We start from the raw sequence: 18648 nt of genomic DNA, 5'->3' as shown, positions 1-18648 counted from the left end.
CACATGCTCTTGCTGGTCACCGGCTGCCTGTTGGTGGGGCTGGTCAGCGGCTACTACGGCTGGAGCCTGGCCGCGGGCATTGCCTTGTACCTGGGCTGGACCCTCAAGCAGTTGCTGCGCTTGCATGAATGGCTGCGCCAGCACAAACCCGATGAAGCACCGCCCGATGGCTACGGCCTGTGGGGCGAGGTGTTCGACAGCATCTACCACCTGCAACGCCGCGACCAACGGGTACGCGGGCGGCTGCAAGCGGTGATCGACCGGGTGCAGGAGTCCACCGCCGCGCTCAAGGACGCGGTGATCATGCTCGACAGCGACGGCAACCTGGAATGGTGGAACCGTGCCGCGGAGACACTACTGGGCCTCAAGACGCCCCAGGACAGCGGCCAGCCGGTGACCAACCTGGTGCGCCACCCGCGCTTCAAGGAATACTTCGAGCAGGACAACTACGAAGAAGCCCTGGAAATCCCCTCGCCCACCAACGACCGCGTGCGCATCCAGCTGTACCTGACCCGCTACGGCAACAACGAGCATTTGATGCTGGTGCGTGACGTGACCCGTATCCACCAGTTGGAACAGATGCGCAAAGACTTCGTGGCCAACGTTTCTCATGAGCTGCGCACGCCGTTGACGGTGATCTGCGGCTACCTGGAGACGTTGCTCGACAATGTCGACGAGATCAACCCGCGCTGGAGCCGCGCCCTGCAACAGATGCAGCAGCAAGGCTCACGCATGCAGACCCTGCTCAACGACCTGCTGTTGCTGGCCAAGCTTGAAGCCACGGACTACCCCTCGGACAACCACCCCGTGGCTGTGCAGAGCCTGTTGCAGACGATCAAGAACGATGCCCAGGCCCTGTCGGGCGAACGCGGGCAGCAGATCACACTGGAGGCCGACCCAACCGTATTGCTCAAGGGCAGCGAAGGCGAATTGCGCAGCGCCTTCTCCAACTTGGTGTTCAATGCGGTGAAGTACACCCAGGACAAGGGCAATATCCGCATTCGCTGGTGGGCCGACGAGCATGGCGCGCACCTGAGTGTGCAGGACTCGGGGATCGGTATCGACGCCAAGCACCTGCCGCGCCTGACCGAACGCTTCTACCGTGTCGACTCCAGCCGCAACTCCAACACCGGTGGCACCGGTCTGGGCCTGGCCATCGTCAAACATGTGCTGCTGCGCCATCGGGCCCGCCTGGAGATCAGCAGCGTGCTGGGGCATGGCAGTACCTTTACCTGCCATTTTCCGCCGGCGCAGGTGACCCGTGAGCGAGCGGTCGAGGCCGATAATTAAGTTGAAGTGAGCACGGCCTAATGTGGGAGCTGGCTTGCCTGCGATGGCGGCGGGTCAGCCAAATCATCGGTAGCAGGCAGGCCGCCATCGCAGGCAAGCCAGCTCCCACACGGGCTCTGCGTCACGACTTTGCAGCCCCGCCCGGCAGCGGGCACTAGGCAAGCGCCCCGTCAGCCGCTACATTGGCCGACTTGTGCCTGCCTTTCAGGCCCACCTGTCACCCCTTATTGAACACACGGAACCTGCAAAACCCCATCATGGACCCTTCCCCTGGCATTACCCTGGCTACACTCTTCGCCGATTTCGGCATGATTCTTTTTGCACTGATCCTGGTACTGCTCAACGGCTTCTTCGTTGCGGCGGAATTTGCCATGGTCAAACTGCGCGCCACCCGCGTCGAGGCCATCGCCCATAAGAACGGCTGGCGCGGGCAGATCCTGCGTACCGTGCACAGCCAGCTCGACGCCTACCTGTCGGCCTGCCAGCTGGGTATCACCCTGGCGTCCCTGGGCCTGGGCTGGGTCGGTGAACCGGCCTTTGCGCACATCCTCGAGCCGATGCTGGGCGCGGTCGGCGTGCAGTCGCCGGAAGTGATCAAGGGCGTGTCGTTCTTTGCCGCCTTCTTCGTGATTTCCTACCTGCACATCGTGGTCGGCGAACTGGCCCCCAAGTCCTGGGCGATCCGCAAACCCGAGCTGCTGTCGCTGTGGACGGCCGTGCCGCTGTACCTGTTCTACTGGGCGATGTACCCGGCCATCTACCTGCTCAACGCCAGTGCCAACGCCATTTTGCGCATCGCTGGCCAAGGCGAGCCTGGCCCGCACCATGAGCACCATTACAGCCGCGAAGAACTCAAGCTGATCCTGCACTCCAGCCGTGGCCAGGACCCCAGCGACCAAGGCATGCGCGTACTGGCCTCCGCCGTGGAAATGGGCGAGCTGGAAGTGGTGGACTGGGCCAACTCCCGGGAAGACCTGGTGACCCTGGATTTCAACGCCCCGCTCAAGGAAATCCTCGCGCTGTTCCGTCGTCACAAATTCAGCCGTTACCCGGTGTATGACGCGGTGCGCAACGAGTTTGTCGGCTTGTTGCACATCAAGGATTTGCTGCTGGAGCTGGCGGCCCTGGACCATATCCCCGAATCGTTCAACCTGGCCGAATTGACCCGCCCGCTGGAACGCGTATCGCGGCATATGCCGTTGTCGCAACTGCTGGAGCAGTTCCGCAAAGGCGGCGCGCACTTCGCCCTGGTGGAAGAAGCCGACGGCAAGATCATCGGCTACCTGACCATGGAAGACGTACTGGAAGTGCTGGTGGGCGATATCCAGGACGAACACCGCAAGGCCGAGCGCGGCATCCTCGCCTACCAGCCCGGCAAACTGCTGGTGCGTGGCGACACGCCGTTGTTCAAGGTGGAGCGCCTGTTGGGCGTCGACCTGGACCACATCGAAGCCGAAACCCTGGCCGGCCTGATCTACGACACGCTCAAGCGCGTGCCGGAAGAAGAGGAAGTGCTGGAAGTGGAAGGCTTGCGGATCATCATCAAGAAGATGAAAGGGCCGAAGATCGTACTGGCCAAGGTGCTGCTGCTGGACTGACTGCAGGCGCAGTGCTGTGTGTGGGAGCGGGCTTGCCCGCGATAGCGGTGGGTCAGCCAGCGCATCGTTGACTGATAGATTGCTATCGCGGGCAAGCCCGCTCCCACATGGACCAAGCGTCGCCTTGAAGGGTCACGCACCCGGCACGAAATGCTTCTGCGCCGTGCCACGGGCGATCAGGCGGGAAATGTAATCCAGCTTCTGCGCATCCTGGTCGATAAAGCGGAAGGTCAGTTGCAACCAGTCGCTGTCGGGCTTTGGCTCGTAGGCGACGATGGCGTGCAGGTAGCCGTTGAGCCGTGCGACTTCGGCGTTGTCGCCCTGCTCAAGGTCGAGCACGGCGCTTTCCAGTACCTGAGGCAGGACCTCGCCACGCTTTACCACCAGCAACGCCTCCTTGATGCTCAGGGCCTTGATCACGCATTGCTGGGTGCCGCTTGCGAGGCGCAACTGGCCCTGACCGCGACTGCCAGCCGGCGCCGCTGCCGCGGGGGCCTTGACGGGCGGGGTGTTGAGCAGGCCTTTGCTGGGCGCCGCCACCGGGGCCGGCTTGACCGCTTCGGGTTTGCCGCCGGTCAGGGCGCTCAGGGAGTCGTTGCCGAAGGCTGAGTTCATCTTGGTCGGCGCGCTGGCAATCAGTGCATCGAGGCGACCGATCTTGTGCAGGGCCTGCTTGACCTTGTTGAGCAACTGCTCGTTGGTGAACGGCTTGCTGACGTAGCCGGAAACGCCTGCCTGGATGGCCTGCACCACGTTTTCCTTGTCGCCACGACTAGTCACCATCACGAACGGCATGGCCTTCAGGTGGGCTTGCTCGCGGCACCAGGTCAACAGCTCAAGGCCGGACATTTCCGGCATTTCCCAGTCACACAGCACCAGGTCGAAGGTTTCGCGCATCAGGATGGATTGCGCCTTTTTGCCGTTCACCGCATCTTCGATCTTGATCCCAGGGAAGTAATTGCGCAGGCACTTCTTCACCAGGTCGCGAATAAACGAGGCGTCATCCACCACCAACACACTGACTTTACTCATCGACCCTTCATCCTATAAAAACGTCTGCAAAACGCCTGACTGATGGCATTTTGCCAAAGCTCGCGGGTCACAGAAGGACTTTATGGCGCCTGCTGTGCAAAAAATTCAGATGCCACAAACGAAAACGCCCGGCCAGAGGCCGGGCGTTAATTTCTCGGGCAACCTTACTTATCGTCAGATTCGCCCGAAACATTAGGGATTAGATCAGCAGTGCCTTCAACTTCGGCTTTCATGCGCTTGAGGCCCATGTGCCGCACGTCGGTGCCGCGCACCAGATAAATCACCAGTTCCGAGATATTGCGCGCATGGTCGCCGATACGCTCCAGGGAACGCAGCACCCAAATGATGTTCAAGACTCGCGAGATCGAGCGCGGGTCTTCCATCATGTAAGTGGCCAACTCGCGCAGCGCAGTCTTGTATTCGCGGTCGATGATTTTGTCGTACTGGGCCACAGACAACGCCAGTTCGGCGTCAAAGCGAGCGAAGGCGTCGAGGGCATCACGCACCATGTTGCGCACCTGATCGCCGATATGGCGCACTTCCACGTAGCCACGAGGGGCTTCACCCTCCTCGCACAGCTGGATGGCGCGGCGGGCAATCTTGGTGGCTTCGTCACCGATGCGCTCCAGGTCGATCACCGACTTGGAAATGCTGATGATCAAACGCAGGTCCGAGGCTGCCGGCTGGCGACGGGCGAGAATGCGCAGGCACTCTTCGTCGATATTGCGTTCCATCTGGTTGATCTGCTCATCAATCTCACGCACCTGCTGGGCCAGGCCCGAGTCGGCCTCGATCAGCGCGGTGACCGCATCGTTGACTTGCTTCTCCACCAGCCCGCCCATCGCCAGGAGGTGGCTGCGCACTTCCTCAAGCTCGGCATTGAACTGCGCGGAGATGTGGTGGGTAAGGCCTTCTTTGCTAATCATGTTGGCGTCCTTGGAGCGTCCGGTAAGGTGCGGAGAACCGCAGCGTCAGTGCAATCAGAACCACAGCTTCCTAGCCGTAGCGACCGGTGATGTAGTCTTCGGTCTGCTTCTTCGCCGGATTGGTGAACAGGGTGTCGGTATCACCGAACTCCACCAGCTTGCCCATGTACATGAACGCGGTGTAGTCGGAAACCCGCGCCGCCTGTTGCATGTTGTGGGTGACGATGACGATGGTGAACTTGGACTTGAGCTCGTAGATCAGCTCTTCGACTTTCAGGGTGGAGATCGGGTCGAGGGCCGAGCACGGTTCGTCGAGCAGCAACACTTCCGGCTCTACGGCGATGGTACGGGCGATCACCAGACGCTGCTGCTGGCCGCCGGACAAGCCGAGTGCCGATTCGTGCAGGCGGTCCTTGACCTCGTCCCACAATGCCGCGCCCTTGAGCGCCCATTCAACCGCTTCGTCGAGGATGCGTTTCTTGTTGATGCCCTGGATACGCAGGCCGTAGACCACGTTTTCGTAGATGGTCTTGGGGAACGGGTTGGGCTTCTGGAACACCATGCCCACGCGGCGACGCAGCTCGGCCACGTCTTCGCCCTTGCGGTAGATATTGGTGCCGTAGAGGTTGATCGCACCTTCTACACGGCAACCGTCCACCAGGTCATTCATGCGGTTGAAGGTTCGCAGCAGCGTGGACTTGCCGCAGCCCGACGGGCCGATGAAGGCGGTCACGCGTTGCTTGGGGATGTTCATGCTGACGTCGAACAACGCCTGCTTGTCGCCGTAGTACAGGCTCAGGCCAGGGACTTCGATGGCCACGGTTTCCTGGGCCAGGCTCAGGCTCTGCTTGTCGCGACCCAGGGCAGACATGTTGATGCCGTGGGATTGGGTTTCGTGTTGCATGGGATGCTCCCTGTGCTACCAATTCATTTCGTTGAACCGCCGGGGCGGCTTACTCAAATTCTGTGCCTGTGGGAGCTGGCTTGCCTGCGATGGCATCACTGCGGTCTTACTGATACACCGCGTCGTCTGCATCGCAGGCAAGCCAGCTCCCACATTGGATCGCATTAACTGTCCAACGCCTTGTACTTCTCGCGCAGGTGGTTACGAATCCACACCGCCGACAGGTTGAGCGTGGCGATCACCAGTACCAGCAGCAAGGCAGTGGCGTACACCAACGGCCGTGCGGCTTCGACGTTGGGGCTCTGGAAGCCGACGTCATAGATATGGAAGCCCAGGTGCATGATCTTCTGGTCCAGGTGCAGGTACGGATAGTTACCGTCCAGCGGCAGCGACGGCGCCAGCTTCACTACACCCACCAACATCAGTGGTGCCACCTCACCGGCGGCACGCGCCACGGCGAGGATCATGCCGGTCATCATTGCCGGGCTGGCCATCGGCAGCACGATCTTCCACAGCGTTTCCGCCTTGGTCGCGCCGAGTGCCAGGGAGCCTTCACGCACAGTGCGGGGAATGCGCGCCAAGCCTTCTTCGGTGGCCACGATCACCACCGGCACCGCCAGCAGGGCCAGGGTCAGCGAGGCCCAGAGCAGCCCCGGCGTACCGAAGGTCGGCGCCGGCAGGGCTTCAGCGAAGAACAGACGGTCGACCGAGCCCCCCAATACATACACGAAGAAGCCCAGGCCGAAAACGCCGTAGACGATAGCCGGTACACCGGCCAGGTTGTTCACGGCGATGCGGATGATGCGGGTCAAGGTGTTCTGCTTGGCGTATTCACGCAGGTACACCGCGGCCAGTACGCCAAACGGGGTCACGATCATTGCCATGATCAGGGTCATCATCACGGTGCCGAAGATGGCCGGGAAGATCCCGCCTTCGGTGTTGGCTTCCCGTGGGTCATCACTGAGGAATTCCCAGACCTTGCTGAAGTAGAAGCCGATTTTGGTCATGGTGCCCATGGCGTTCGGCTGGTAGGCGTGCACCACTTTGCCGATACCGATTTCCACTTCCTTACCGTTGCCGTCACGTGCGGTGAGGGCGTCGCGGTTGAACTGTGCGTGCAGGTCGGCCAGGCGCGCTTCGATGTCTTGGTAGCGGGCGTTCAGCTCAGCGCGGTCGGCGTCCATGTCGGCCTGGGCGGCTGCGTCGAGCTTGCCTTCCAGTTCCAGTTTGCGACCGTGCAGGCGGATGCGCTCCAGCCCGGCGTTGATCGCGCCGATATCGGATTTTTCCAAGGTCTTGAGCTGAGCGGCGAGCTTGTTCACACGCTCGACACGCGCCTGCAGTTCCGGCCACGCAGCTTCGCCTTCAGCGATAACCTTGCCATCCTGCTTGACGTTGACCAGGGTGCCGTAGAAGTTGCCCCACTCACGACGCTCGATGGCCATCAGGTTCGCAGGCTTGGTCTGGTCCTTCAGCCACTCGCCGACGATCCAGGTGAAATCGTTGCCGTTCAGGTCGCGGTTGCCGACCTTGATCAGCTCACGGGTCATGAATTCCGGGCCTTGGTCCGGCACCGGCAGGCCCGCGCTTTTCAGGCGCTCACGCGGCACTTCTTCTTTCTGCACCACTTCGCCGATCACGATGTGGTTGGCCTGGCCTGGCACGTTGTAGTTGGCCTGGATCAGGTCGGCCGGCCAGAAATGGCCCAGGCCCCGCACCGCAATCACAGCCAGCAAACCAATGGTCATGATGACCGCGATGGACACCGCGCCACCGCTGATCCAGACGCCGGGGGCGCCGCTCTTGAACCATCCATTCAGGGAGTTCTGTTTCACAGACTTCTACCTTTCTTAAAGCGACGAGTATTTCTTGCGCAGACGCTGACGAATCAGCTCGGCGAGGGTGTTCATGATGAAGGTGAACAACAGCAGCACCAGCGCCGAGAGGAACAGCACGCGGTAATGACTGCCGCCCACTTCCGACTCGGGCATCTCCACCGCAACGTTGGCCGCCAGGGTGCGCAGGCCCTCGAACAGGTTCATCTCCATCACCGGGGTGTTGCCGGTGGCCATCAGCACGATCATGGTCTCGCCCACGGCGCGGCCCATACCGATCATCAGCGCCGAGAAGATGCCCGGGCTGGCAGTGAGGATGACCACGCGGGTCATGGTCTGCCACGGCGTGGCACCCAGGGCCAGGGAGCCCAGGGTCAGGCCGCGCGGCACGCTGAACACGGCGTCTTCGGCGATGGAGTAGATGTTCGGGATCACCGCAAAACCCATGGCCAGGCCGACCACCAACGCGTTGCGCTGGTCGTAGGTAATGCCCAGATCGTGGGAGATCCACATGCGCATGTCACCGCCGAAGAACCAGGTTTCCAGGTACGGGCTCATGTACAGCGAGAGCCAGCCCACGAACAGGATCACCGGGATGAGAATCGCGCTTTCCCACCCATCGGGAACACGCAGGCGGATCGACTCAGGCAAACGGCTGAAGACAAAGCCGGCGACCAGGATGCCAATCGGCAACAGCATCAACAGGCTGAAAATGCCCGGCAGGTGCCCTTCCACATACGGCGCCAGGAACAGGCCGGCGAAGAAGCCGAGAATCACCGTCGGCATGGCTTCCATCAGCTCGATCACCGGCTTGACCTTGCGGCGCAGGCTCGGTGCCATGAAGTAAGCGGTGTAGATCGCTGCGGCAACCGCCAGTGGCGCCGCCAGCAGCATGGCGTAGAACGCAGCCTTCAAGGTACCGAAGGTCAACGGAGCCAGGCTCATCTTGGGTTCGAAGTCAGTGTTGGCGGCCGTAGATTGCCAGACGTATTTAGGCTCGTCGTAGTTCTCGTACCAGACCTTGCTCCACAACGCGCTCCACGACACTTCCGGGTGCGGGTTGTCGAGCAGCAACGGTTGCAGCTTGCCACCCGCCTCGACGATCACACGGTTGGCCCGTGGCGACATGCCGAACAGGCCCTGGCCGTCGACCACCGGGTCCACCAGCAAGGTGCGGTGGGCGGTGCTGTGGAACACGCCGAACTGGCCAGCAGCATCCAGGGCGGTGAAGCCTTTGCGGCGCTCTTCAGCGCTGATTTCGACGACGGGCGCAGTGCCCATCTGGAAGGTGCGGATCTGTTTCAGGCGCTGTTCGCCATCCGCATCTCGGGCCATGAACCACTGGGCCAGGCCGCCTTTGGAGTTACCCAGGATCAGCGAGATACCACCAACCAACTGGGTGCTGGCGGTGATTTCGGTGTCGGCGTCTTCCAGCAGTTTGTAGCGACCGTTGAGGCTCTTGTCGCGCAGGCTGAACACGTCGGCCAGGGCACGGCCGTTGATCACATACAGCCACTGCTGGCGTGGGTCGATGAAGATCGCCTTCACCGGCTCGGTCATCTGCGGCAGCTCGACACGTTTCTGCTCGCTGGTGACTTCACCGGTCATCATGTTTTCTTCACGACTCAGGGTCAGCACGTTCAAGTGCGAACCAGCGGAACCTGCCACCACCAGCGAGGTGTCGGTGGCGTTGAGCGCGACGTGTTCCAGAGCGCGACCGGCGTCATCCAGCACGATCGGCGTTTCGCCGTAGGGGTATTCGATTGCCGGGGTGATGGTTTTCTTGCCGTCCGGGTACGACACCTTATAGGTGTGGCGGAACACCAGGGACTGGCCATTGGACAAGCCGAGGATCACCAGCGGGCTGCCCGGCTGGTCTTCACCAATGGAAGCAACGCTGGTACCGGCGGGAATCGGCAGGTCGACACGCTTGAGCTCGGCACCGGTGTCCACGGCAAAGAACAGCGCCTGGCCTTTGTCGGAAACCCGCATGGCGACTTGGTTCTGTTCTTCGAGGGAAATCATCAACGGCTTGCCGGCGTCTTGCATCCAGGCGGGCGTCAACGCGTCTTCCTTGGTCAACGAGGCGCCCTGGAACAGGGGCGCGACCACGTAGGCGAGGAAGAAGAAGATCAGGGTAATGGCAGCCAGCACGGCGAGGCCGCCGACCAGCACATACCAACGGGTGAAGCGATCCTTGAGCGCGCGAATGCGGCGCTTGCGTTGCAGCTCAGGCGTATTGAAATCAATGCGCTTGGGAGGGGAAGTCGTCGTCATGGTGGAATTGGCCAGATCATTCATGCGCACACCCTAGCGATCCTGTATGACAGAAAGATGACAGTGCAGTGACGCAACAAATCCGCCGCGAAGCAGGGCTGGCAGCGGATAAAAAATTAGGGATGCAGACTGCTTATGTGGGAGCGGGCTTGCCCGCGATGGCATCAACACGATTTCAACGCTAAACCGCGTCGCCAGCATCGCGGGCAAGCCCGCTCCCACAAAAAAGCATGCGTCTACATCAGGTATCGCAGGCTTAGTTGCCTTCTTTCAAACCCAGGTCAGCCAGGGCCTTGGCGGCGACTTTGGCTGGCAGTGGGATGTAGCCGTCTTTGACCACGACTTCCTGGCCCTGCTTGGACAGCACCAGTTTCACGAACTCAGCTTCCAGCGGCGCCAGTGGCTTATTCGGGGCTTTGTTGACGTACACGTAGAGGAAACGCGACAGCGGATACTTGCCGTTCAGGGCGTTTTCTTCGGAGTCTTCGATGTAGTCAGTGCTGCCTTTCTTGGCCAGTGGCACGGTCTTCACGCTGGCGGTCTTGTAGCCGATGCCCGAGTAACCGATGCCGTTCAGCGAGGAGCTGATCGACTGCACAACCGAAGCCGAGCCCGGTTGTTCGTTCACGTTTGGCTTGTAGTCGCCTTTGCACAGGGCTTCTTCCTTGAAGTAGCCGTAGGTGCCGGATACCGAGTTACGCCCGAACAGTTGCACTGGCTTGTTGGCCAGGTCGCCGGTCACGCCCAGGTCGCCCCAGGTTTTCACATCAGCCTTGGCGCCGCACAGACGCGTCGACGAGAAGATCGCATCGACCTGTTCCATGGTCAGGTGCTGGATCGGGTTGTCCTTGTGCACAAACACCGCCAAGGCATCCACGGCAACCGGGATAGCGGTTGGCTTGTAGCCGTACTTCTGCTCGAAGGCCGCAAGTTCCGTGTCCTTCATCTTGCGGCTCATCGGGCCCAGGTTGGAGGTGCCTTCAGTCAACGCAGGTGGCGCCGTGGCAGAGCCGGCAGCTTGAATCTGGATGTTGACGTTCGGGTATTCCTTTTTGTAACCCTCGGCCCACAGGGTCATCAGGTTAGCCAGGGTATCGGAACCGACGCTGGACAGGTTACCCGACACACCAGTGGTCTTGACGTAAGCCGGGATTGCCGGATCAACACCAGCGGCCACCGCGTTGGCGGTCGCAACGCCAGCAGCGACAAAAGTCATTGCCGCCATCAAACGTTTCAGTTTCATGCCTTGCTCCTAGCAGATAGGGATAATTGGATCGGGGCCAAGTATCGGCAGGCCGTGTGAACACTCTATGTCTTAAATATGACAATTAGATGAAAGGCCACTATCGGGAAGCGAAGTAAAAAACAGAACAAACACGTTCACTGTGGTGAGGCAGCCTACTCCCCCACCACAGTGATCAGGCGGGTTTTAGCGGCCGTGTTTCCACAGGTAGCCGCCTACCGCCATCCCCATCACACAGAGGATAGCCACGTAGTAAGCCGGCCCCATCGGGCTCTCCTTCATCAGCAGCGACACCACCAATGGCGTCAGCCCGCCGAACACGGCATAAGCAACGTTGTAGGAGAACGACAGGCCACTGAAACGCACCACCGGCGGGAAAGCTTTGACCATCACGTAGGGCACCACACCGATGGTGCCGACAAACAGGCCAGTCAAGGCATACAACGGGAACAGCCAGTCCGGGTGGGCCATCAGGCTGTGATACAGCGTCCAGGAAGTCGCCAGCAGCAGTGCGCAACCGGTTACCAGCACGCGGCCGGCGCCAAAACGGTCGGCCAGGGCACCCGAGGCGATGCAGCCCAGGCTCAGGGTCACGATGGCCAGGCTGTTGGCTTGCAGCGCAACCGTAGGGCTGAAGTGGTAGATGGTTTGCAGCACGGTCGGGGTCATCAGGATGACTACCACCACGCCGGCCGACAGCAGCCAGGTCAGCAGCATCGACAACACAATGGCGCCACGGTGATCGCGCAACACGGCGCGCAACGGCAGTTCAGCGGCCAGGCTTTTGCGTTGCTGCATCTCGGCGAAGATCGGGGTTTCATGCAGCCAGCGACGCAGGTACACCGACAGCAGGCCGAATACGCCACCGAGCAGAAACGGGATACGCCAGGCGTAATCAGAGACCTGTTCCGGTGTATAGGCCGTATTAATAGCGGTGGCTACCAGCGAGCCCAGCAGAATACCGGCGGTGAGGCCGCTGGTCAGGGTGCCGCAGGCGTAGCCGATGTGGCGCGGCGGCACGTGCTCGGAGACGAACACCCAGGCGCCCGGTACTTCGCCGCCAATCGCTGCGCCCTGGATGATGCGCATCAACAGCAGCAGCAGCGGCGCCCACAGGCCGATCTGTGCATAGGTCGGCAGCAGGCCCATGATCAGGGTCGGCACGGCCATCATGAAGATGCTCAGGGTGAACATCTTCTTGCGCCCCAGCAGGTCACCGAAGTGCGCCATGATGATGCCGCCCAAGGGGCGGGCCAGGTAGCCTGCGGCGAAGATGCCGAAGGTCTGCATCATGCGCAGCCATTCGGGCATGTCGACGGGGAAGAACAACTTCCCGACCACAGTGGCAAAAAACACAAAGATGATGAAGTCGTAGAACTCCAGCGCTCCACCCAGGGCAGACAGCGACAGGGTTTTGTAGTCGTTGCGGTTAAGCGGTCGTGCGGGCGGCGCAATGCTTGAAGGCACTGTGGTCATGGCAAGGCTTCTCTTATTAGTCAGATCAGGAATCCGCAACAGCGTGGGTTTGCGCCTGGCAGGTCCGGCACGATAGCAAATTGCCCGGAAAAGCACAGTCCAAACCCTTGCGCCGCATCAGCGCCACCTCGCAAGCATCCCCACTTGCGAAGCACCTTATTCCCTTTCCGAATTGTTATGGGGGGCCGAAAACGCCATCAGATACTGACGGCCAGCGCTAAAAAGAAACAATGGTCAAACCCCTCAAGTTGAATGACCGTTTTGGCCAATTTTTTGACGCCTGGAAACTCTTCTATATAGATGCACAAAATCAGGAGCAGATGGTCGTCGCGCAGGCTATCGACCGATATACTCCCAGCCCTGCACCGGTCTATTGCGTGGAAGTTGCGCGAAACCGTCGTTGGCACCGGCCAGCCGATTTCGCAGAGTTTCCCTCAAGGCGCCTTTCGAAAAACGTGACGAACGTAGTATGTTCGGGGCTGAATCGTTTTTCCAAGACGGCTATTCACCGATTACATAGTCCAAGAGTCACGGGTCAGAGGCACCCCCGGCATGATCGAACTCGAACAAGAAGATCCTATCCCGCAAGGCGATCTCGCCCTGCAAATCACCGCGCTTCCGCGTGAAACCAACGGCTTTGGCGATATCTTCGGCGGCTGGTTGGTCGCGCAGATGGACCTGGCGGGCACGGCAATGGCCAGCAAGGTCGCCGGTGGGCGCGTGGCCACCGTGGCGATTGATCGCATGGCGTTCCTGGTGCCGGTGGCCGTGGGTGCGCAGCTTTCCTTCTATACCCAGGCCCTGGAAATCGGCCGCAGCTCGATCCAGATGATGGTCGAAGTGTGGAGCGACGATCCGTTGTCCAGCGAATGGCGCAAGGTGACCGAAGCCGTATTTGTGTTCGTCGCCATCGATGGCAGCGGCCGCACGCGTTCCGTACCGTCACGGGCGCGTTAAACCTCGCCGGGTTTTAACGGTCAATTGCCCCATTGCCTGCCATTAAGAGAGCTTTGTCATGCCTACGCCCCACGTTGAGACGGTAAAAATCGACGAGCTGGACTGCTGGCGCATCCGCCACAACGGTGCCGAGCTGATGGTGGCCCAACAGGGTGCGCATATCTTCAGTTACCAGCGCGAGGGCGAACAGCCGCTGATCTGGCCGAACCCTGAGGCCGTGTTCAAGCAGGGCAAAGGCATTCGTACCGGCGTACCGGTGTGCTGGCCGTGGTTTGGGGTGTTCGACCGCAACCCGCAAAGCGTCAAAGCCATGCGCCAGAGCGATCAGCCTGCCGGCGCCCACGGTTTTGTGCGCACCGCGCGTTGGGAGCTGGCCACCACCGAACTCGACGGCCAGACGCTGCGAGTGGACCTGGTATTGCCGGTGCCGGCGGGCGGCTTTCCAGGCTGGCCCCATCAGGTAGACCTGACGCTGAGCCTGCTGCTGGACGATCACCTGCATATCCGCCTGACCAGTCACAACCGTGGCACCGACACCGTGACCCTCAGCCAGGCATTGCACACCTACTTCGCCGTGAGTGATGTGCGCAAGGTGCAGGTCGAGGGCCTGGATGGCGTGGATTACATCGATACCGCCGATGGGTGGGCCGAGAAGCAGCAAGCCGGGCTGCTGCACTTTCGCGCCGAGACAGACCGCATTTACCTGAATACGCCGGCACAGTTGAATATCGTTGATAGCGACTGGCAGCGCCGTATCCAGCTCACCAGCGAAGGCTCCAAATCCACCGTGGTCTGGAACCCCTGGACCGAACGCGCCAAGGCTTTCGACGATATGGCCGATGACGGCTGGCAGGGTATGTTGTGCATCGAGACAGCGAATGTGCTGGATGATGTGGTGAACCTGGCGCCCGGCGAAAGCCACACCTTGGGCGTTCGTATCACGGCCCTGGCCTTGTAAACCCAACCCAATGTGGGAGCTGGCTTGCCTGCGATGCAGACAACTCGATGTGTCAGGAACACCGAGGCGCTGCTATCGCAGGCAAGCCAGCTCCCACAGGGGTTATGCTTTGGGCTTTAGAGATCAGACTCCTGCACCACCCGAACCTTCCCGGCCTCCAGCGCATACGCGGCATCCGCCAAGTCGTTATTGACCTTCTCCACCTTCAACGTGCCCGTGACCCACAGCGGCGTGTAGATATCATCCAGCTTCAGCCCCTTGGGATAGCGCACCAGCACCAGTTGGTTAGGCGGCGGTGGCGGCACGTGTATGCAGGCGCCCGGGTAAGGCACCAGGAAGAACAGCGTGCTGCGGCCCTTGGCGTCCGTTTCAAGCGGCACCGGGTAGCCACCAATGCGGATATTCTTGCCGTTCATGGCCGCTACGGTCTTGGTGGAATACATCACCGCAGGCAAACCTTTGCTCTGCTTCAAGCCACCCTTTTCGGTGAACGTGCCTTGGGCTTCGGGGGAGTTGTGGTCGATCTCGGGCATGGCCTCGAGGGCTTTCTGATCCGACAGCGGCATCAGGTCGAGCCAGTCGGTTTCCGGCAGTTCGCCAGCGTGCGCCAGGCCAGAGCCCAGCAGAAGAAGCGTTAACAGAAGACGGCGCATGGAGAGGCTCGGCAAATACAAGTGCCGAGCATTCTAGCCCTCTGCGCCTGCGCAGCGCAGAGGACTTTGTCGGCTGATTACTTCTTTTTGACCAGGCCGTAGATCACCAGCAACACGATGGCGCCTACCAGCGCGCCGATGAAGCCTGCGCCCTGGCCTGCCTGGTATATCCCCAGGGCCTGACCGCCGTAGGTCGCGGCCAGGGAACCGGCGATACCCAGCAGGATGGTCATGATCCAGCCCATGCTGTCGTCGCCAGGCTTGAGGAAGCGCGCCAGGAGGCCGACGATCAAGCCGATAAAGATGGTTCCGATGATACCCATGGCATTTCCCTCTGATTGGTATGAGTCATGCCAAAGCCTAGTCAGGCTTTGGCATCCTGCAATCAGAGAGACGCAGAACCCCAATGGTTCCCGCCAGGGCCAGGCTTATTGTTCGGCGATCAGCGCTTCAACCTTGAGGATCTGCGCCTGCAGCGTCGCGCGGTCCTTGCAACGCAGGTTGGCGTGGCCGACCTTGCGCCCGGCCTTGAAGGCCTTGCCGTAGTGATGCACGTGGCAATCCTTGATCGCCATCACGCGCTCCACTGGCGGCACAGAACCGATGAAGTTGAGCATGGCACTCTCGCCGATCTTGGCCGTGGAGCCCAACGGCAAGCCCGCCACCGCCCGCAGGTGGTTTTCGAACTGGCTGCACTCGGCGCCTTCGGTGGTCCAGTGCCCGGAGTTGTGCACACGCGGGGCGATTTCGTTGGCCTTCAGGCCACCGTCGACTTCAAAGAACTCGAACGCCATCACGCCGACATAATCCAGTTGCTTGAGGACGCGGCTGGAATAATCTTCGGCCAGGGCCTGCAGCGGGTGGTCGGTGCTGGCCACGGAAAGCTTGAGAATGCCGCTGTCGTGGGTGTTGTGCACCAACGGGTAGAAGCGGGTTTCACCATCACGGGCCCGCACGGCGATCAGCGACACTTCGCCGGTGAACGGCACAAAGCCTTCCAGCAGGCAGGCGACGCTGCCCAGCTCGGCAAAGGTACCGACCACATCGGCGGCGGTGCGCAGGACTTTCTGGCCCTTGCCGTCGTAACCCAGGGTGCGGGTTTTCAACACCGCCGGCAGGCCGATGCTGGCGACTGCGGCGTCCAGGTCGGCCTGGGACTGGATATCGGCGAAGGCGGGTGTCGGAATGCCCAGGTCCTTGAACATGCTCTTTTCGAACCAGCGGTCGCGAGCGATGCGCAAGGCTTCGGCGCTCGGGTACACCGGCACGAACTGCGACAGGAAGGCCACGGTTTCAGCCGGGACGCTTTCGAATTCAAAGGTCACAAGGTCGACTTCATCGGCCAGTTGGCGCAGGTGGTCCGGGTCGCTGTAGTCAGCGCGTAGGTGTTCACCCAGGGCCGCAGCGCAGGCGTCCGGCGCCGGGTCCAGGAAAGCGAAGTTCATCCCCAGCGGCGTACCCGCCAAAGCCAGCATGCGGCCCAGTTGGCCGCCACCGATTACACCGATCTTCATCAATAACAACCTCAGGCGATGCGTGGGTCTGGATTGTCCAGCACGCTGTCTGTCTGCTCAGCACGGAATTTTTTCAGCACCGCATGAAACTGCGGGTGCTTGGCACCCAGGATGCTGGCCGACAGCAAGGCTGCGTTGATCGCGCCGGCCTTGCCGATCGCCAGGGTTGCCACCGGGATGCCGGCCGGCATCTGCACGATGGACAACAGCGAATCCACGCCCGAGAGCATCGACGACTGCACCGGCACGCCAAGTACGGGCAGGTGAGTCTTGGCCGCACACATGCCAGGCAAGTGCGCAGCGCCGCCGGCACCGGCGATGATCACCTCGATGCCACGGGATTCTGCTTCATCGGCATACTGGAACAGCAAATCCGGGGTGCGGTGGGCGGAGACCACCTTCACTTCGTACGGAATGCCGAGTTTTTCCAGCATATCGGCGGTGTGGCTAAGGGTGGACCAATCGGACTTGGAGCCCATGATCACGCCAACCAATGCACTCATCGTCGTGCCTCTTCTCTCTGGGCGCCCGCAGGCGCGTCAAAAAACAACAAGCCACGCGGGAGACCGGCGTGGCTTGGTGTACGAATTAAGGCCGGTTGGACCGGCCGAAGGCCGCGCAGTATACCGTAATAATCCAGATAAACAGCCCCTGGGATGACCATCTGTCTAGCGGCGCAAAGTGGCGGTTTTATTGACTTAAGAGTCAGGCGAAAGGTCCAGTCGATGGGTCTTGGCAATGGCATCGATCATGACCGACGAGACCCCCGTTTTTGCAGCGATCACGGGCCATTGCATCACCGCTTCATGCACCTCGCGGATGATCTGCTTGGCCTTCAGCCCTTTGATCTGGCTGCCCACACTGAGCAGGTCAGCCACCACAAAATTGTCGCGCTTACCGTTGATACTCATCTGATGGCTGTCGACCCAGAAGTTTCCAGGCATGTAGGACCAGGTAACGTCATAGGCAGGCGACAAATACCAGGTACCGTCAGTGTCCAGCAAAAAGCTGATGTTCTTGGTGTGGTCGTCCTGGTTTCGAGCGATAACGTTGAACACCATGCGCCTGAAAAACTGCTCCGCCTCCCGGCGCCCCAGTTTCAGCGCCCTGAACACGCTCAGGGCCTCGGCGTAGGAGTACTCACCCGGTTTTTTGTAGTCGGCATGGTCCAGTGCGCACAACGTCGCGGTGTGAATCTTGTCGCCGTCATCGGTGCGGTCGAATCGCTTGGTCATGAAGTGAGCACGCCCGCCCTCTTCAAGCAGACGGCACTCAGTCATTACCACACCGGCTTGCCTGGCCATCAGGTGGTAGGCATATTCAATGCGACCAAACCCCTGGCTATCGGCAAGCACGTCGGTGTTTTTTGCGACATCGAACTTGAGCAACCAGTAGCTATAGCCTTTGGGCGCTGGAACCTGCCCTGACCTGATATGCCCTTCGCGATTGATGGCAATGATCGCCTTTGCGCGAGCGCCACCGGCACTTGTGCCCACCTGGATCAAGCGCTGCAACGCGGCGTCGTCCACGCTAGGGTCATTGGATGTCAGCCGGTCCTCCAGGCTTTGGCGCCCCGAGAGCACCTCCCCAGCCAACTGGGCCAACGCCGCGACCTCGATGGTTTCGGCCTCATTGGCCTCAGTGTTCATGGCCGGCCGATATTCCAGCGCGCCCATGCCGCGATTACCTTGGTAGAGGAGTCGATCCACCGGCGTGAACGAAAGCTTGTCGCGACCCTGCTGCGCCAACCATGCGTTGATCAAGGCATTACCGAAGTCATCCGGAAGCGAGTCGGCAAAAATCGCCGGAAGCGCCTTATAGGTTTCCCGGTTCAGGTTGGTGAATGCGTAGGTGTACTGTAAGCGTCCAGCCCGCCCACCTTCTCCTCGAGCACCCCTGCCCGCATCCTCTGTATTTTTCAGCAGGGGATTCACATGGAAACGATGCACGCGCGGCGCGAGTCCTGGGCCAGGCATGTCCAGGCC

16 protein-coding genes are annotated in these 18648 nt (G+C 60.8%); 4 read left to right on the top strand and 12 right to left on the bottom strand.

Features of this window, described 5'->3' with window-relative positions; all coding sequences use genetic code 11:
- Positions 1–3 precede the first annotated feature (3 nt).
- Positions 4–1290, top strand: a complete 1287-nt coding sequence (phoR, locus tag GIW04_RS03210) for a phosphate regulon sensor histidine kinase PhoR (protein WP_186354929.1) — start codon at positions 4–6, stop codon at positions 1288–1290.
- A gap of 257 nt (positions 1291–1547) precedes the next feature.
- Positions 1548–2888, top strand: coding sequence for a hemolysin family protein (locus GIW04_RS03205; RefSeq protein ID WP_003195620.1), 1341 nt, complete (start codon positions 1548–1550; stop codon positions 2886–2888).
- 132 nt (positions 2889–3020) lie between these two features.
- Here GIW04_RS03205 and GIW04_RS03200 read toward each other — a convergent pair whose 3' ends face one another.
- The 7 genes from GIW04_RS03200 to GIW04_RS03170 all read right to left on the bottom strand — a co-directional run bounded on the left by GIW04_RS03200 (position 3021) and on the right by GIW04_RS03170 (position 12572).
- A complete protein-coding gene (locus GIW04_RS03200) occupies positions 3021–3920 on the bottom strand; it encodes a response regulator (RefSeq protein WP_003195622.1) in 900 nt (299 codons plus the stop codon).
- 164 nt (positions 3921–4084) lie between these two features.
- Complete coding sequence (gene phoU / locus GIW04_RS03195; RefSeq protein ID WP_003195624.1) at positions 4085–4846, bottom strand: phosphate signaling complex protein PhoU; 762 nt, start codon at positions 4844–4846, stop codon at positions 4085–4087.
- 70 nt (positions 4847–4916) lie between these two features.
- Positions 4917–5750, bottom strand: coding sequence for a phosphate ABC transporter ATP-binding protein PstB (gene pstB / locus GIW04_RS03190; RefSeq protein WP_003195626.1), 834 nt, complete (start codon positions 5748–5750; stop codon positions 4917–4919).
- A 164-nt stretch (positions 5751–5914) separates the two neighbouring features.
- Positions 5915–7585, bottom strand: a complete 1671-nt coding sequence (pstA, locus tag GIW04_RS03185) for a phosphate ABC transporter permease PstA (RefSeq protein WP_003195629.1) — start codon at positions 7583–7585, stop codon at positions 5915–5917.
- A gap of 15 nt (positions 7586–7600) precedes the next feature.
- Positions 7601–9634 (bottom strand): ABC transporter permease subunit, encoded by a 2034-nt coding sequence (locus GIW04_RS03180; RefSeq protein WP_169912906.1) that lies wholly within the window; start codon positions 9632–9634, stop codon positions 7601–7603.
- 484 nt (positions 9635–10118) lie between these two features.
- Positions 10119–11105, bottom strand: coding sequence for a phosphate ABC transporter substrate-binding protein PstS (locus GIW04_RS03175; protein WP_003195633.1), 987 nt, complete (start codon positions 11103–11105; stop codon positions 10119–10121).
- Between the two features lie 186 nt (positions 11106–11291).
- Positions 11292–12572 carry an MFS transporter gene (locus GIW04_RS03170; protein WP_169855744.1) on the bottom strand — a complete coding sequence of 427 codons (1281 nt, stop codon included), beginning with the start codon at positions 12570–12572 and terminating at the stop codon, positions 11292–11294.
- Between the two features lie 561 nt (positions 12573–13133).
- Here GIW04_RS03170 and GIW04_RS03165 point away from each other — a divergent pair.
- Together GIW04_RS03165 and GIW04_RS03160 are read left to right on the top strand one after the other, a co-directional pair.
- Complete coding sequence (locus GIW04_RS03165; protein WP_003176975.1) at positions 13134–13538, top strand: acyl-CoA thioesterase; 405 nt, start codon at positions 13134–13136, stop codon at positions 13536–13538.
- 58 nt (positions 13539–13596) lie between these two features.
- Positions 13597–14496, top strand: coding sequence for a D-hexose-6-phosphate mutarotase (locus GIW04_RS03160; RefSeq protein WP_120247436.1), 900 nt, complete (start codon positions 13597–13599; stop codon positions 14494–14496).
- Positions 14497–14612: 116 nt separating this feature from the next.
- Here the strand turns inward: GIW04_RS03160 and GIW04_RS03155 are convergent, their stop codons facing one another.
- The 5 genes from GIW04_RS03155 to GIW04_RS03135 form a co-directional block, all read right to left on the bottom strand.
- The gene (locus GIW04_RS03155) at positions 14613–15149 is read right to left on the bottom strand and encodes a DUF3299 domain-containing protein (protein ID WP_014720519.1); all 537 of its coding nucleotides are present in this window, start codon (positions 15147–15149) and stop codon (positions 14613–14615) included.
- Between the two features lie 77 nt (positions 15150–15226).
- Positions 15227–15472, bottom strand: coding sequence for a GlsB/YeaQ/YmgE family stress response membrane protein (locus GIW04_RS03150; RefSeq protein ID WP_003195642.1), 246 nt, complete (start codon positions 15470–15472; stop codon positions 15227–15229).
- Between the two features lie 105 nt (positions 15473–15577).
- Positions 15578–16663 (bottom strand): 5-(carboxyamino)imidazole ribonucleotide synthase, encoded by a 1086-nt coding sequence (locus tag GIW04_RS03145; RefSeq protein ID WP_003195644.1) that lies wholly within the window; start codon positions 16661–16663, stop codon positions 15578–15580.
- An 11-nt stretch (positions 16664–16674) separates the two neighbouring features.
- Positions 16675–17166: a 5-(carboxyamino)imidazole ribonucleotide mutase gene (purE, locus tag GIW04_RS03140; RefSeq protein WP_003195648.1), complete on the bottom strand. Its 492-nt coding sequence runs from the start codon at positions 17164–17166 to the stop codon at positions 16675–16677.
- Between the two features lie 195 nt (positions 17167–17361).
- Positions 17362–18648, bottom strand: a 1287-nt coding sequence (locus GIW04_RS03135; RefSeq protein ID WP_329607552.1) for a type II toxin-antitoxin system HipA family toxin, incomplete at its 5' end; no start/stop codon positions are given.

Origin of the sequence: Pseudomonas sp. PA-4-8C (assembly GCF_021606625.1) — a bacterium.
Lineage (GTDB): Bacteria > Pseudomonadota > Gammaproteobacteria > Pseudomonadales > Pseudomonadaceae > Aquipseudomonas > Aquipseudomonas lactis.
Note: the sequence above shows the minus strand (reverse complement) of the source record. Positions and strands in the feature narration are given on the sequence as shown.